The sequence below is a fragment of the Xanthobacter dioxanivorans genome (assembly GCF_016807805.1).
GTDB lineage: Bacteria > Pseudomonadota > Alphaproteobacteria > Rhizobiales > Xanthobacteraceae > Xanthobacter > Xanthobacter dioxanivorans.
The window spans coordinates 5,163,321-5,178,027 of record NZ_CP063362.1; the positions used below are offsets into that span (position 1 = coordinate 5,163,321).

Below are 14,707 nucleotides of genomic sequence, written 5' to 3' on the forward strand. Positions count from 1 at the left end.
CGGCCGCGAGGGAGGCGAGGATGCTGGTGCCGGCAGACGATTATGCGGGGCTCGTGCGCGCCTTTTCCTGGGTGATCCCCGCGCGCTTCAACATGGGGGTCGCCTGCGCGGACGCCCATGCGGACGGCTCCGGCAAGCCCGCCCTCATCTTCGTCGAGGAGAGCGGAGCGGTCCGCACCTACAGCTTCGACCACCTGAAGGCGCTCACCAACCGCTTCGCCAATGCCCTTGTTGCCCGCGGCCTCAGTGCCGGCGACCGGGTTGCGGTGTTCCTGCCGCAGGCGCCGGAAACCGCCATCGCCCACATCGCCGCCTTCAAGGCGGGCATGATCTCGGTGCCCCTGTTCACCCTGTTCGGCGACGAGGCGCTGGAATTCCGGCTCCAGGCCTCGGGCGCCCGGGCCTTGGTCACTGACCTTGGCGGCCTCGCCAAGCTGGAACGGGTGCGCGACCGGCTGCCGGACCTGGCGCATGTCTTCGTCATCGGAGCGGACAGCGGCGGCGCCGCGTCCTTCGACGCGGTGCTCGAAAAGGCGTCCGACCGCTTCACACCGGTGGATACCGGACCGGACGATCCGGGCATCATCATCTTCACCTCGGGCACCACCGGGAATCCGAAAGGTGCGCTGCACGGCCACCGGGTGCTGCCGGGGCATTTGCCCTGCATCCAGTTCGTCCATCAATACATGCCGCAGCCGGGCGACCTGCACTGGACGCCGGCCGACTGGGCCTGGATCGGCGGCCTGTTCGACGTGCTGTTCCCCTCGCTTTATCTCGGCGTGCCGGTGCTCGCCCACCGGGCGAAGAAGTTCGATCCCGACGCCGCCATGGCGCTGATGGCGGATCACCAGGTGCGCAACGTGTTCCTGCCGCCCACGGCGCTCAAGCTGCTGCGGCAGGCGGACGTGCGCCATTCCGGCCTGAAGCTGCGCTCGCTGCTCACCGGCGGCGAGACGCTGGGCGCCGAGCTCGGCGCCTTCGTGCAAGAGCGGCTGGGGGTCGAGGCGCGGGAGATCTACGGCCAGACCGAATGCAACCTGGTGGTGGGGTCCAATTCCAGCTTCTTCCCCATCCGCCCCGGTGCCATGGGCAAGGCCATTCCCGGCCATGACGTGCGCATCGTGGACGAGCACGGCCGCGAGCTACCGCGTGGCGAGGAGGGACATATCGGCATCCGCCGCGGCGATCCGGTGATGATGCTGGAATACTGGAAGAACCCGCAAGCCACCGCGCAGAAATACGCTGGCGACTTCCTCCTCACCGGCGACATGGGCCGGCAGGACGAGGAGGGATACCTCTGGTACGTGGGCCGCAGCGACGACGTCATCACCTCGGCCGGCTACCGCATCGGGCCCGGGGAGATCGAGAACTGCATCCTCAAGCATCCCGCCGTGGCGCTGGTGGCGGTGGTGGGCGTGCCCGACCCGCTGCGCACCGAGGCGGTGAAGGCCTGGGTGGTGCCCAAGCCCGGCGTCGTCCCCTCGGAAGCCCTCGCCGCGGAGATCCAGGATTTCGTGAAGACGCGCCTGTCCGCCCACGAATATCCGCGCCACGTCATCTTCACCGACACCCTGCCCATGACCGCCACCGGCAAGATCCTGCGGCGGGAACTGCGGGCGCGGGGGTAGCAGGGAGGAGCCTTTCGCCCCTCGCACGGGCACTGCCCGGCACCGTGCGACCCCTCACCCCAGCCCACCCCCACAAGGGGCGAGGGAGCGAGCCGGCGCCTGGCCCTGTCCAGGGAAAACCGCTCGGCCGTCCTTCCCCACTCCCCTTGTGGGAGAGGGTGGATCGCGGCGGAGCCGCGAGACGGGTGAGGGGCCGGGTGCCGCTTGGCGCAGAGTTCTGACGTGGAGAGAGCCTGCCACCCCTCACCCCGGCCCTCTCCCGCAAGGGGAGAGGGGGCGGCGGCGCCCTCCGCGGGAGGAGCAGTTGCAGATCGAAACACCCTTCGCCCGCCCCCTCATGCGGTGCCGGACGTCTCCGGTCCCGCCTCGGCCGGCGCGTTCAGCGCCTCGGCGAAGGCGGTGAAGAACTGGTCCGAGAGCTTCTTGGCCGTCGCCTGCACGAGCCGCCCGCCGAGGGACGCGAGCTTGCCGCCGATCTGCGCGTCGGCCACGTAGGTGAGGATGGTGTCGGCGCCGTCCTCGGCGAGGGAGACCTTCGCCTCGCCCTTGGCGAATCCGGCGATGCCGCCATTGCCCTGCCCCACGATCCGGCAGCCGGCGGGGGCCTCCATGTCGGTGAGCTCCACCGAGCCGGAGAAGGTGGCGGAGACCGGCCCCACCTTCACCTGCACCTTGGCGGCGTAGGCGTTGTCGCCGGTGCGCTCCAGCTCCTTGCAGCCGGGAATACAGCGCCGCAGCATGTCGGGGTCGAGGATCGCCCGCCACACCGTCTCGCGCGGGGCCGAGATGCGATATTCGCCCGTGAGTTCCATGGCGTGTTCCTTCCTGTTCCGCACCTGAGGATGGGGGCATCCTCGGGGGTGTTCGTTCGCGCCGCGTCAGACCGCGCAGTAGCGGTCCTGGATGTCCTTGTCGGCGAGCAGCGCGGCGGCGCTCGATTCGTGCACCAGCTCGCCCTGGTCGATGATGATGGCACGGCTCGCGAGGTTCAGCGCCCATTCCACGTTCTGCTCCACCAGCAGCAGCGTGGTGCCCTGGTCGCGCAGCCGACGGAACAGGACGCCCATCTCCTCCACCAGCACCGGCATGATGCCCTCGGACGGCTCGTCGAGCAGCACCATTTTCGGCTTGGAAATGATGGCGCGGGCGATGGCCAGCATCTGCTGCTCGCCGCCGGACATGGTGGTGCCCTGCTGGTCGAGCCGCTCCTTGAGCCGCGGAAAGCTCCGCGCGATCTCGTCGATGGCCGCGCGCTCGTCGGTGCGGCCGGCCGAGACGAGGCCGAGCTGGAGATTCTCCCGCACCGTCAGGCCGGGGACGATGCGCCGCTCCTCCGGCACGTAGCCGAGGCCGAGGCGGAAGCGCGCGTGGGCGCCAAGCGGCAGCAGGTCCGTGCCGTTGAAGCGGACCTCGCCTTCCGCGCGGGGCATCAGGCCCATGATGGCGCGCAGGGTGGAGGTCTTGCCCGCCCCGTTGCGGCCGACGAGGGCGACGATCTCGCCCTCCTCGACGCGGAAGGAGAGGTCGTGCACCACGTGGCTCGGCCCATACCAGGCGTTGAGCTTCTGAACCTCAAGCATAGCCATCGTTCTGCCCCAGATAGACGCGGCGCACCTCCGGATCCGCCTGCACCGCGGCCGGCGTCCCGTCGGCGATGAGCCGGCCGTGATGCAGCACCAGGATGCGGTCGGAGAGGCCGAGGATCATCTTCATCTTGTGTTCGACGAGGAGAATGGTGCGGTCCGCCGCGAGGCGCTCGATGAGCGCCACCATCTCCTTGGTTTCCTCCGGCCCCATGCCGGCGGTGGGTTCATCCAGCAGCAGCAGCTCGGGGTCGGCCACCAGGGCGATGGCGATCTCCAGCGCCCGCTGCTCGCCGTGGGCGAGATCGCGCGCCAGGCGGCCCCGGCGGTGCAGAAGCCCCACCTGCGCCAGTGCCGCCGCCGCCTTCTCCGCCAGCTCCGGATAGCGCGAGCGGTGGGAGAGGATGTCGTAGCGTGCCTTCAGCGCCTGCGCCGCCACCCGCACATTCTCTTCCACGCTCAGCGCGGGGAAGAGGTTGGTGATCTGGTAGGAGCGGGCGATGCCGAGATGGGCGAAGCAGTGCTGCTTCAGGCCCTTCAGCTCCTGGCCCTTGAACGTGATGGAGCCCGCGGAGGGGGAAGCACGCCGGAGAGCACGTTGAAAAAGGTGCTCTTGCCGGCGCCGTTCGGCCCGATCACCGCCGTCACCTTGTTGCGCTCGAACGCGGCGCTGATGTCCGCCAGCGCGACGAAGCCGCCGAAGGAGCGCCCCACCTTCTCCACCGTCATGATGGCGGTCATTTCGCGCCCCTCCCCTCGCGCCGCGCGAGGACGATCAGGCTGCCCCAGATGCCCTTGGGCAGGAACAGCACGAACAGGATGAAGATCACGCCCACGATGAGCTGCCAGTGGGAGGTCCACAGCGAGGCCACATCCTCGATGAGCAGGAACATCAGCGCCCCCGCGAACGGCCCGAAGAAGGAGCCGGCCCCGCCCAGCATGGTCATCATCACCACGACGCTCGATGTCTGAACCCCCAGCGCATCCAGCGGGACGATGGCGAGGTGCAAAGCGGACATGGCCCCGGCCAGGCCGCAGACCCCGCCGGAGAGCACGAAGGACAGGAGCTTGGTGCGTTCCACGTCGAAGCCGCAGGCCCGCGCCCGGGTCTCGTTCTCGCGCACCGCCTCGATGGCCGCGCCGAAGGGCGAGTTCAGCACCCGCGAGACGAACCACAAGGCGAGCGCCGCGAAGACCATCAGGAAATAGTATTTCTGCATGGGGTCGAGCAGGTTCACCGACAGGCCGCCGGGCAGGACCGCCCTGGTCACGGTGAAGCCGCGCAGGCCGTTCTCGCCGCCGGTCACGCTCGACGCCTGCAGGGCGAGGTAGAAGACGAGCTGGGCGAGGGCCAGCGTCACCATGCAGAAATAGATGCCACGGGTGCGGATGGAGAGGGCGCCGATGGCGGCGGCGAGGACGCTGGCGCCGAGGACGCCGGTGACCATCGCCGGGAACCAGCCGAACCCGAGATAGTGGATCGCCATGCCGGTGAGGTAGGCCCCGCCGCCGAAGAAGGCGGCATGGCCGAAGGAGAGCAGGCCCGTATAGCCGAACAGCAGGTTGAAGCCGACGGTGAACAGGCCGTAGATCAGTACGTTCACCGCCAGCGCCTGCGAGGGCAGCACCCAGGGCAGCACGCACAGCACCGCCACCGTGAGCGGCACGCGCCAGCGGTCGAGCGTCGCGCCGGCGGAAACCGGGCCGCGTTCTGCGAGCCGTTCCGCGACGAGTTCGGAAGTGGTCATTGGATGGTCTCCGCTCACGCGCTTGGTTCCGTCACGGCGAACCTCCTCAAGCACCTAGCCCCGGCCGGCCAAACAGGCCCTGCGGGCGCACCAGAAGGATGAAGGCCATCAGGGCGAACATGACGATCGTCGCCATTTCCGGGGCGAACAGCGCCGTCATGCTCACCACCACGCCCACCAGCAGCCCCGCCACCACCGCGCCCAGCAGGGAGCCCATGCCACCGATGACGGTGACGACGAAGGCTTCCGCCAGCACCAGGGTGCCCATCTCCGGGCTGACGGAGCGCATGGGCGCCGCCAGCACGCCGCCGAGGGCGGTGAGCCCGACGCCGAGGCCGAACACCAGCAGCCAGAGCCGGCTCACGTCCACGCCCAGCACCCGCATGATCAGGGGATCGCGCGCCCCCGCCCGGATGATGAGGCCGTACCGCGTCTTCTCCAGCGCCAGCCACAGCAGCACCAGGACGCCGGCGACCACGCCCATCACGAACAGCCGGTAGACCGGGAAGTAGCCGATCCCCATGTCCACCACGCCCTGCAATTCCTCCGGCGCGGAGAAGGGGATGCCGTCGGTGCCGAAGGTGATGCGCACGCTCTCCACCAGCACGTAGCCGAGGCCGAAGGTGAGGAGGAGCGGATCGTCGGGCGTGCGTCCATAGAGCGGGCGGATGAGGAAGCGCTCGATGAGCATGCCCAGCACGCCGATGGCGATGGGGGCCACAAGCAGCGCCCACCAGAAGCTGCCGGTCTGCGCCGCGATCCACAGGCCGGCATAGGCGCCCACCATGAACAGCGCGCCGTGGGCAAAGTTCACGATGCCCAGCATGCCGAACACGATGGTGAGGCCGAGGGCGACCATCACCAGGATCGCCCCCAGCGCCAGGCCGGAAAACAGCTGCATGAGGATGAGTTCAAGGTCCATCGGGGCTCTTTCGGGGCGTTCGGAGGTGCTCTCCCCGCTCCCCTTGCGGGAGAGGGGCCGGAGGTGAGGGGGCGGAGCGCCGGGCGTCGCCGCGATGCTCCCTCCTCATCCGTCTCGCGGCTCCGCCGCGATCCACCTTCTCCCGCCATGGGAGAAGGTGGCCGCTATCGTCAGGTCGGGAAGCCGAGCTCCGCGCAGGTGCGCAGCATCTGCTCCGAGGGCGCCTCGTTGGCGATGATCTCGAACACGTCCGCGTCGCCCTTCATCTCGGACTTGGCCCGCGACTTCAGCACCAGCACCGACTGCACCGACTGGTGGTCGCAGGCGCGGAACCACTGGGGACCCTTGGCCACGTCGTATTTCAGGCTCTGCAGGGCATCGATCACCTTGTCGGTGTCGGTGCTGCCGGCCTTCTCCATGCCCAGGAGCAGGGCCGACACGCCGGTGAAGCCATAGGCGCCGTAGTCCGTGGGCACGGTGCCGTAGGCGGCCTTGTAGGCGGCATTGAACGCCTTGGCCGTCGGCACCGTGTTCTCCAGCTCCCAGTAATAATTGGCCCCGCCGATGACACCCTCGAAGACTTCCGGCGCCACCGCGATGCGCTGGTTGTAGAGCAGCACCGGCACGATGATCTGCATCTGCTTCTTCATGCCGAAGTCGTTGGCCTGCTTGATGGCGTTGGCCTGGTCGCGGCCGAAATTGCAGATGGCGAGGATGTCCGGCTTCATGGAGCGGATCCGCGGCATCAACGTGGAATAGTCGGCCGCGCCGATGGGGTGGAGGATCTCGCCCACCACCTCGGCGCCGATCTCGGCAGCCGCGCGCTTGAAGCCGCGCAGCATTTCGTGGCCGTAGGCGTAATCCGCCACGAGGAAGGCGATCTTGGCGCCCTTCTTGAAGGTCGCCCGCGCCACCGCGGCGGTGGTCATGTGCGGGTTCAGCGCCTCGTGGAACGTATACTTCGAGAAGTCCTTCGCCTCGTTGATGGTGTCGGACTGGCTGATGGACACGTAGATGACGCCGCGGGCCCGCGTCACCTCGTTCACGGCGAGCTGGACGGCGCTCGACAGGGAGCCGACCACCGCGTGCACCTTGTCCTTCTCGATCAGCTCGAGGGTCCGCGTCGCCGCTTCACCGGCATTGAGCTTGTCGTCGCGCACCAGGAGCTCGATCTTGCGGCCGGCGATGCCGCCCTTGTCGTTCATGAGCTTGACGGCGAGCTCGGCGCTTTTCACCTGGTCCTTGGCCTCCGCGCCATAGGGTCCGGTGAGCGGAACCGGAAAGCCGATGCGGATGCTCTCGGCCTGCGCGCGCACGATGGCGGGCGCGGCGAGAAGGCCGACGCCGGCGCCCATTCCGGCGAGCACGGCGCGGCGGGATACGCCGGAACGGGGACGGTCGAGCTGTGTGGTCATCTGGTCCTCCCGAATGATGTGTTTTGTTGTCATTTGTTGTCGTTAGAAGGTCCCGAGCGCCCTCAGAATACGCGCGGGGGTCATGGGGATCTGGGTCAGCAGCGCGTCGAATGGCGCGAGCGCATCGTTGACCGCGTTGAGCGCCGCGGCAGACGCGGCGGCGGTGCCCGCCTCGCCGCAGCCCTTGGCGCCGAGCTCGGTGTCGCGGGTCGGCGTCTCCATGTGGTCGATGACGATGTCCGGCATCTCGCACGACATGGGCACCAGGTAGTCGGCCAGCGAGCCGTTCACGAGCTGGCCGGTGTCGCTGTAGCGGCACTCCTCAAAGAAGGCGGCGCCGAGCCCCTGCACCACGCCGCCGCGCACCTGCTCCTCCACCAGCAGCGGATTGATCACGCGGCCGCAATCCTCCACCACGAAGTGCTTGAGGATCTTCACGAGGCCGGTCTCGGCATCCACCTCCACGTGGCAGCCGTGGACGCCGTTGGTGAAGGCGAAGGGATAGCCCCGCGGCGCGTAGTGGTGGGCGACGGTGAGCTGGGCATCGGTGCCCGGGGGCAGGGTGTCGGAGCGGAAATAGGTGATGCGCGCCACCTCGGCGAGGCTGATGCGCACCGCGCCGCCGGCCTTGTCCACCACCTGCCCGTCCACGAGGTCGAGGGCCTCCGGCCGGGCCTGGAGAATGGCCGAGGCGACGGCGAGCACGTTGGCCTTCAGCTTCTTCGCCGCCTGCAGGGCCGTCTCGCCGCCGATGCCGGCGCCGCGGCAGGCCCAGGTGGCGCCGCCATGGGGGGTGACCTGCGTGTCGCCGGTGATCACCCGCACGATGTCGCGGGAGACCCCGAGATAGTCGGCCACGATCTGGCCGATGATGGTCTCCGTCCCCTGCCCCTGCTCGGTCACCGAGATGAGGCAACGCACCTCGCCGGAGGGGGTGATCTTCACCACCGCCCCGTCCTGCGCCGAGATGCGGGCCCCGCCGATGCCGTAGAAGGCGGGCGAGGGATTGGTGATCTCCACAAAGGCCGCGATGCCGATGCCGCGATGGATGCCGCGCGGGCGCAGCGCCGCCTGGTCGGCGCGCAGGCGGTCATAGTCCATGAGGGTGCGCAGCTTGGCGAGGCAGCCCTCGTGCGAGAGCTTCTCGAACTTGTAGCCGGTGGCGGACTCGCACGGATAGGCGTCGTCCGGAATGAGGTTCCGCGCGCGGATGGCGAACGGGTCGAGCCCGATGCGCGCCGCCGCCCGGTCCATCAGGTGCTCGGTCACCGCGCAGGCGATGGGGTGGCCCACGGCGCGGTACTGGCTGGTCTGCGTCTTGTTCTGGAACACCACCTTCAGGTCGCCGCGATAGGCCTCCATCCGGTAAGGCGCGCCGATGAGGCGGATGACCTGGTTGCCCTCCACCGCGCTGGTGCGCGGATAGGTGGAGAATGAGCCGATGCCGGTCTCGTCCTCGGCCTGGATGGCCAGCAGCCGCCCGTCCGCATCCAGCGCCGCGCGGGCCTTCACCCGATGGTCGCGGGCGTGGATGTCGGAGACGAAGGCCTCCAGGCGGTCGGCCACGAACTTCACCGGCCGCCCGGCGAGCATGGAGAGGCCGATGACCGCCATGTCCTCGTTGTAGACGTGCAGCTTCACCCCGAACGAGCCGCCCACGTCCGGCGCGATGACCCGCACACGGGATTCGGGAATGCCGTAGTGGCGGGCATAGAGGTCCTGGAACTGGAACGGCGTCTGCGTGCCGTGATGGACGGTGAGGCTGTGCTCGCTGGCGTCATAGTCGGCGATCAGCGCCCGCGGCTCCAGGGTCACGCCGGTATGGCGGCCGAAGGTCATCTGGGCGTCCACCACATGGGCAGCGGAAGCGAAGACGGCATCCACGTCGCCCGTCTCCACCACGGATCGGAAACAGATGTTGTCGGAGAAATCCGGCGCGATGCGCGGCGCGTCCGCCGCCAGCGCGGTGTCGAGGTCAGCGAGGACGGGCAGTTCCTCGTAGTCCACCTCCACCAGCTCGGCGGCGTCCTCGGCGGCGGCGCGGCTTTCCGCGACGATCGCCACCACCGCCTGCCCACACCAGGTGACGCGATCCAGCGGCAGCGGCATTTGCGGCGGCGACTTCATGCCCTTGAAATGGTCGAGCGTGCCCACCCACGGCGCGCACAGCCGGGCGAGGTCCTCGCCGGTCGCCACCAGCGCGACGCCCGGCGCCGCGCGGGCGGCTTCCACGTCGATGCGCGTGATGCGGGCATGGGCGAAGGGCGAGCGCAGGAAGGCCGCGTGCAGCATGCGTGGCAGCTTCAGGTCGGTCACATAGGCGCCGCGCCCGGCCAGAAGGCGCTTGGCATTGGGACGCGGCAGCGGGCGGCCCACATGCACGCCGGGCGCGGGCGCATCGGCGGTATGGCGGGGGCGATCGAAGGCGGCGGGGGCGTTCATCGGCCACTCCCCTGCGCCGCGCGGGCAGCGGCCTCGATGGCATCCACGATGGCCTCGTAGCCGGTGCAGCGGCAGTAATTGCCGGAGAGGGCGTCGCGGATTTCCGCACGGTCCGGCACCCCTCCCCGTTCCAGCAACGCATGGGCATTCACCAGCATGCCCGGCGTGCAGAACCCGCACTGGAGCGCGTTGCGCTCATGGAAGGCCGATTGCAGGCCGGCGATGGCGCCGCGGGCCACGAGCCCTTCCACCGTCTCCACCTGCGCCCCCTCCAGCTGCACCGCGAAGACGAGGCAGGAATGCACCGGCGCGCCGTCGAGCAGCACCAGGCAAGCGCCGCACGCGCCCATCTCGCAACCCACATGGGTGGCGGTGAGCTCCAGCTCGGTGCGCAGAAAATCTGCGAGCGTGGTGCGCGGCGCCACCATGCGGCCGACGGGCGCGCCGTTGACCGTGAGGTTAAGCGGGACGAGGCCGGAGGCCATCATGTTCATTCACGCGATCTCCAGCTTGCGGACGAGGCGGCCCAGCAGCACCCGGGCGAGGTGGCGGCGCATGGGCGCCGGCACCTCCTCGTCGTCGAGCGGATCGATGTCCGCATCGAGGGCGCGCTGCGCGTCGGCGATGGCGTCGGCGTCCGGCACCCGGCCGGTCAGGACGGCTTCGGCGGCCCGGGCGCGCATGGGCGTCGGGCCGACCGAGAAGAAGGCAATGCGCAGGGCGCCGATGCGGCCGCCGTCGCGCTCGGCCAGGATGCCACCGCCCACCATGGCGTAGTCGCCGCGCCGGCGGGCCAGTTCATCGAATGCCCAGCACCGGCGCGGGCCGACCACCGGGACATGCAGCGCCACAAGGATTTCGCCGGGCACGATGGCGGTCTGGTAGAGATCCTGGAAGTAGTCGTCGGCGGGCACGCGCCGCAGGCCCTCGGGGCCGAAGATCTCCATCTCCGCGCCCATGGCCAGCATCATCGCCGGGAACTCGGAAGCGGGATCGGCCAGCGCCACGCTGCCGCCGAGGGTGCCGCGATTGCGGATCGCCGGGTGCGCCACGAACGGCGCGGCCGCCGACAGAAGCGGCGCGTGGGCGCGGATGAGCGGGTCGGTGAGGGCGTCCGCATGGCGCGTCAGCGCGCCGATGCGCAGCCAATCGCCTTCGAGCCGAACCCCGCGCAGGGCCTCGATGCCGGCAAGGTCGACGAGCACCTGCGGCGCCTGCAGGCGCATGGCGAGCGCCGGCACCAGGCTCTGCCCGCCGGAAATGTAGCTGGCATCCCCTTCCGCCGCCGCGAAGGCGGCATGGGCGTCGTCGAGCGTGCGCGGACGCGCATAGGCGAAAGCACGGGCTTTCACGTCAGTCCTCCCCGGTGCGGCGCGGTCTTATTTTGTGACCAATTGGTCACAACATGATGCAGACATGGCGGCCGTGTCAACGGGATTTATGCGTTCGACTCGCAAAGACCTTGCCGCAGTGCCGAAAGACGCTGTTATCGCAGAACTCTTTCTTCGATATATGCAGTTACATACAGCTTTTCGTCTTCCCGGCGATCGCCCCCGCTCTCCGGCTCCACCTTTGATCCGCCCCCCTTGGTCGCGGCCTCCGGGTGCGCTATCGCAGGCAGGACGCACAGGCATCCGCAGGAGCGGCGACGCCATTGTCCGACGAGACGGTTCCCCATCCGGCCGCACGACCGCGGCGGCATCACATGCGCGCGGCGGACCGCGAGCAGGCCATCATCGAGGAGGCGGTGCGCTTCTTCGCAGAGCACGGATTCGAGGGGCAGACCCGAGAGCTGGCGAAGCGCATGGGCATCACCCATTCCGCCATCTACCGCTACATCCCCAGCAAGGAAGCGCTCATCGAGCGGGTCTACGAGCATGTCTATCTCAGCCGCTGGAAGACGGAATGGGCAGATCTCGTGGCCGACCGCTCGCGCCCGCTGGAGGCGCGGCTGGTTCAGTTCTACCTCGAATACGTGGAGCGCATCTTCGACTATTGCTGGGTCCGGATCTTCGCCTTCTCCGGCCTCAAGTCCTTCGACCTGCCCAGCCGCTACCTCACCATCGTGCGCGCGCAGATCATCCTGCCCGCCTGCGCCGAGCTCCGGGCCGAGCTCGGCCTTCCCTCACCCGACGAGATTGCGGTGAGCGAACGCGAGACGGAGCTGTTCTGGGGCCTGCACGGGCGCATCTTCTACCTCGCCATCCGCCGCTACGTTTACGGCACGACGATCCCCGAGAACCTCGAGCCCATCGTGCGCGACGCCGTGCGATCCTTCCGCGGCGGCGTGGGGCCGGTGCTGAAGGACATCCTGGCGGAGGCCGCCAAGGCGAGCCCGCGCGGCGCCTGAACGGGATAAGCCCGCGCCGGTCAAGGACCGGGGCGGGGCCTCAGACGAGAAAGCGGCTCCGCGCCGCCTTTACCTCGTCGACGATGAAGCGCTCGGTCTCGGCCACCCGCTTCAGGCCGTGCAGGTCCGCATGGACCACCAGCCAGTAATTCCGCTCGAACCGGATCTGCGGCAGGATGCGCACCAGATCGTCGTGCGCGGCGGCGGCATAATCATGCAGCACGCCGATGCCGGCCCCGGCCTTCACCGCCTCGAACTGGCCCACCGCGCTGGCGCATTCGAAGCGGCGGCCGGCCTGCTCGGCCACCACGCCCGCATAGTCGAGGCCGGACGAATAGGCGAGATCCTCCACATAGGTCACCACGGTGCGGTCGCGGAGGTCGGCGGGGCTGCGCACCGGCCCGGTCCGCTCCAGATAGGAGCGCGCCGCATAGACCCCGAGGGAATAGTCGGTGAGCTTGCGGCCGATCAGGCGCCCTTCCTGCGGCTGGTCCAGCACCACGGCGATGTCCGCCTCGCGCTTCGACAGGGAGAAGGTGCGCGGCAGGGGCACCAGCTGGAGCACCAGCCTGGCGTGGCGCTCGGCAAGGCGCGGCAGGCGCGAGGCGAGGAAATAGGTGCCGAACGCATCCGGCGCGCCGATGCGCACGGTGCCTTCCAGCCGCGCCGCCTCCTTCAGTAGGTCCTGGGCGCGCAGCATCTCGCTTTCCATGCGCTCGGCGATGGGCAGGAGCCGCTCGCCCTCCACGGTGGGGGCGCAGCCGGTCGGGCGGCGGGTGAAGAGCTTGGCCCCGAGCGCCTCCTCCAGCGCATTGAGCCGGCGCGTCACCGTCGCATGGTCGAGGCCGAGGCTGCGGGCGGCGGAGAGCATCTGCCCGTCACGCGCCACGGCGAGGAAGATGCGCACATGGTCCCAGTTCATCGTACGCCTTCGTACGCCAAAAATCGCGGAATGAATGCGCCATCTTACCGGTTGATGCGCGCACCTTCCAGAGCTTCCCTGCGTTCCACGATCCAGGGAGAGACGCGAATGCAGACCATCGGGCACTATATCGCCGGCCAGCACATGGATGCGGCCGCCGGCGCGGAAACCACCGCCCCGAGCTTCAACCCGGCGACCGGCGAGGAGATCGGCCGGGTGCTGATGGCCGACGCGGCGCGGGTGGATGCGGCCGTCGCCGCCGCCGCCGCCGCGCTTCCCGCATGGGCCGCCACCCCGGCGCCGGCGCGGGCGCGGGTGATGTTCAAGTTCAAGGACCTGCTGGAGCGCAATCTGGACGCCCTCGCCGCCCTGATCACCCGCGAGCACGGCAAGACCACCGAGGACGCCAAGGGCGAGATCGTGCGCGGCATCGAGGTGGTGGAGTTCGCCTGCGGCATCCCTCACGTTCTGAAGGGCGAGTTTTCCGACCAGGTGGGCCGCGGTATCGACACCTTCTCCATGCGCCACCCGGTGGGAGTGTGCGTGGGCATCACCCCGTTCAACTTCCCGGCCATGGTGCCCTTGTGGATGATCCCGGTGGCGCTGGCCACCGGCAACACCTTCGTGCTCAAGCCGTCCGAGAAGGATCCCTCGGCCTCCCTGCTCCTCGCCGACCTCCTCGCCGAGGCGGGCCTGCCCGCCGGCGTGTTCAACGTGGTGCAGGGCGGCAAGCCGGCGGTGGACGCGCTCTTGACCCATCCCAAGGTGGCGGCGGTGAGCTTCGTCGGATCGACGGCGGTGGGCGAGTACATCTACAAGACCGCCGCCGCCCACGGGAAGCGCGCCCAGGCCCTGTGCGGGGCGAAGAATCACCTCGTCGTCATGCCCGACGCCGACCTCGACAAGACCGTCGATGCCCTGATGGGCGCCGGCTACGGCTCGGCCGGCGAGCGCTGCATGGCGGTCTCGGTGGCGGTGGCGGTGGGCGGCGTCGGCGACGCGCTCATGGAGAAGCTGGTGCCGCGGGTGCAGGCGCTGCGCGTGGGGCCGGGCAACGACCGGGACAGCGAGATGGGCCCCCTGGTCACCCGCGAGCACCTCGCCAAGGTCACGGACTACGTGTCGACAGGCGTTGCCGAGGGGGCCGAGCTGGTGGTGGACGGCCGCGGCCTGAAGCTGCAGGGCCACGAGGGCGGTTACTTCATCGGCGGCTGCCTGTTCGACCGCGTGACCCCCGACATGCGCATCTACAAGGAAGAGATCTTCGGCCCGGTTCTCTCTGTGGTGCGTTCGGATACCTTCGACGAGGCGCTGAAGCTGGTGAACGACCACGAATACGGCAACGGCGCCGCCATCTTCACCAATGACGGCGCCGCCGCCCGCGCCTTCGACTATGGCGTGCTCGCGGGCATGGTGGGCATCAACGTGCCGATTCCGGTTCCCATCGCCTACCACTCCTTCGGCGGCTGGAAGCGGTCGATCTTCGGTGACCGCAACGTCTACGGCCTGGAGGGCGTGGGCTTCTACACGCGGTTGAAGACCACCACCGCGCGTTGGCCCCAGGGGGGGCGGACAGGGGCGGAATTCGTCATGCCCGTGCTGCGCTGATCGGCTTTTCCCGAAGCAGGGCAACGGCCCGCGGCATTTTCGCGCTGCGATGACACGCGAGATGCCCCGGCCCGGGGTCGCAGTGTGTC

The 14,707-nt window shown here is 69.2% G+C and carries 12 protein-coding genes and 1 pseudogene; 3 read left to right on the top strand and 10 right to left on the bottom strand.

The genetic code is table 11. The features are described from left to right. Positions 1 to 20 precede the first annotated feature (20 nt). Entirely contained in the window at positions 21 to 1,628 is a 1,608-nt protein-coding gene (locus EZH22_RS24005) for an acyl-CoA synthetase (protein ID WP_203192896.1), read from the top strand. 335 nt (positions 1,629 to 1,963) lie between these two features. Here EZH22_RS24005 and EZH22_RS24010 read toward each other — a convergent pair whose 3' ends face one another. From EZH22_RS24010 to EZH22_RS24050, 9 genes and pseudogenes are all read right to left on the bottom strand, one after another. Then, positions 1,964 to 2,440, bottom strand: coding sequence for a CoxG family protein (locus EZH22_RS24010; RefSeq protein WP_203192897.1), 477 nt, complete (start codon positions 2,438 to 2,440; stop codon positions 1,964 to 1,966). 66 nt (positions 2,441 to 2,506) lie between these two features. Beyond that, the gene (locus EZH22_RS24015) at positions 2,507 to 3,208 is read right to left on the bottom strand and encodes an ABC transporter ATP-binding protein (RefSeq protein ID WP_203192898.1); all 702 of its coding nucleotides are present in this window, start codon (positions 3,206 to 3,208) and stop codon (positions 2,507 to 2,509) included. After that, a pseudogene (locus tag EZH22_RS24020) lies at positions 3,201 to 3,952 on the bottom strand (ABC transporter ATP-binding protein). Before EZH22_RS24020 ends, EZH22_RS24015 begins: the two are co-directional and overlap by 8 nt. Continuing rightward, positions 3,949 to 4,959, bottom strand: a complete 1,011-nt coding sequence (locus EZH22_RS24025; RefSeq protein WP_203192899.1) for a branched-chain amino acid ABC transporter permease — start codon at positions 4,957 to 4,959, stop codon at positions 3,949 to 3,951. The pseudogene EZH22_RS24020 and the gene EZH22_RS24025 overlap by 4 nt, the downstream one beginning before the upstream one ends. Before the next feature lie 46 nt (positions 4,960 to 5,005). Then, entirely contained in the window at positions 5,006 to 5,881 is an 876-nt protein-coding gene (locus tag EZH22_RS24030; protein ID WP_203192900.1) for a branched-chain amino acid ABC transporter permease, read from the bottom strand. A gap of 170 nt (positions 5,882 to 6,051) precedes the next feature. Beyond that, positions 6,052 to 7,296 carry an ABC transporter substrate-binding protein gene (locus EZH22_RS24035; protein WP_203192901.1) on the bottom strand — a complete coding sequence of 415 codons (1,245 nt, stop codon included), beginning with the start codon at positions 7,294 to 7,296 and terminating at the stop codon, positions 6,052 to 6,054. 42 nt (positions 7,297 to 7,338) lie between these two features. Next, complete coding sequence (locus tag EZH22_RS24040) at positions 7,339 to 9,738, bottom strand: xanthine dehydrogenase family protein molybdopterin-binding subunit (protein WP_203192902.1); 2,400 nt, start codon at positions 9,736 to 9,738, stop codon at positions 7,339 to 7,341. Then, a complete protein-coding gene (locus tag EZH22_RS24045; RefSeq protein ID WP_408647644.1) occupies positions 9,735 to 10,232 on the bottom strand; it encodes a (2Fe-2S)-binding protein in 498 nt (165 codons plus the stop codon). The genes EZH22_RS24040 and EZH22_RS24045 overlap by 4 nt, the downstream gene beginning before the upstream one ends. Continuing rightward, positions 10,233 to 11,090 (bottom strand): FAD binding domain-containing protein, encoded by an 858-nt coding sequence (locus EZH22_RS24050; RefSeq protein WP_203192903.1) that lies wholly within the window; start codon positions 11,088 to 11,090, stop codon positions 10,233 to 10,235. 353 nt (positions 11,091 to 11,443) lie between these two features. Between EZH22_RS24050 and EZH22_RS24055 the strand changes: the two genes are divergently transcribed. Further along, positions 11,444 to 12,088, top strand: coding sequence for a TetR/AcrR family transcriptional regulator (locus EZH22_RS24055; RefSeq protein WP_203192904.1), 645 nt, complete (start codon positions 11,444 to 11,446; stop codon positions 12,086 to 12,088). Positions 12,089 to 12,128: 40 nt separating this feature from the next. On the opposite strand, the gene EZH22_RS24060 is transcribed toward EZH22_RS24055, so the two are convergent. Beyond that, entirely contained in the window at positions 12,129 to 13,010 is an 882-nt protein-coding gene (locus tag EZH22_RS24060; protein WP_203192905.1) for a LysR family transcriptional regulator, read from the bottom strand. A gap of 108 nt (positions 13,011 to 13,118) precedes the next feature. On the opposite strand from EZH22_RS24060, the gene EZH22_RS24065 reads away from it, so the two are divergent. After that, a complete protein-coding gene (locus EZH22_RS24065; protein ID WP_203192906.1) occupies positions 13,119 to 14,618 on the top strand; it encodes a CoA-acylating methylmalonate-semialdehyde dehydrogenase in 1,500 nt (499 codons plus the stop codon). Positions 14,619 to 14,707: the final 89 nt, after the last annotated feature.

Coding starts and splice junctions, on each gene's coding strand:
- EZH22_RS24005 (WP_203192896.1), top strand. CDS start 21: ATGCTGGTGCCGGCAGACGATTATGCGGGGCTCGTGCGCGCCTTTTCC.
- EZH22_RS24010 (WP_203192897.1), bottom strand. CDS start 2,440: ATGGAACTCACGGGCGAATATCGCATCTCGGCCCCGCGCGAGACGGTG.
- EZH22_RS24015 (WP_203192898.1), bottom strand. CDS start 3,208: ATGCTTGAGGTTCAGAAGCTCAACGCCTGGTATGGGCCGAGCCACGTG.
- EZH22_RS24025 (WP_203192899.1), bottom strand. CDS start 4,959: ATGACCACTTCCGAACTCGTCGCGGAACGGCTCGCAGAACGCGGCCCG.
- EZH22_RS24030 (WP_203192900.1), bottom strand. CDS start 5,881: ATGGACCTTGAACTCATCCTCATGCAGCTGTTTTCCGGCCTGGCGCTG.
- EZH22_RS24035 (WP_203192901.1), bottom strand. CDS start 7,296: ATGACCACACAGCTCGACCGTCCCCGTTCCGGCGTATCCCGCCGCGCC.
- EZH22_RS24040 (WP_203192902.1), bottom strand. CDS start 9,738: ATGAACGCCCCCGCCGCCTTCGATCGCCCCCGCCATACCGCCGATGCG.
- EZH22_RS24045 (WP_408647644.1), bottom strand. CDS start 10,232: ATGAACATGATGGCCTCCGGCCTCGTCCCGCTTAACCTCACGGTCAAC.
- EZH22_RS24055 (WP_203192904.1), top strand. CDS start 11,444: ATGCGCGCGGCGGACCGCGAGCAGGCCATCATCGAGGAGGCGGTGCGC.
- EZH22_RS24060 (WP_203192905.1), bottom strand. CDS start 13,010: ATGAACTGGGACCATGTGCGCATCTTCCTCGCCGTGGCGCGTGACGGG.
- EZH22_RS24065 (WP_203192906.1), top strand. CDS start 13,119: ATGCAGACCATCGGGCACTATATCGCCGGCCAGCACATGGATGCGGCC.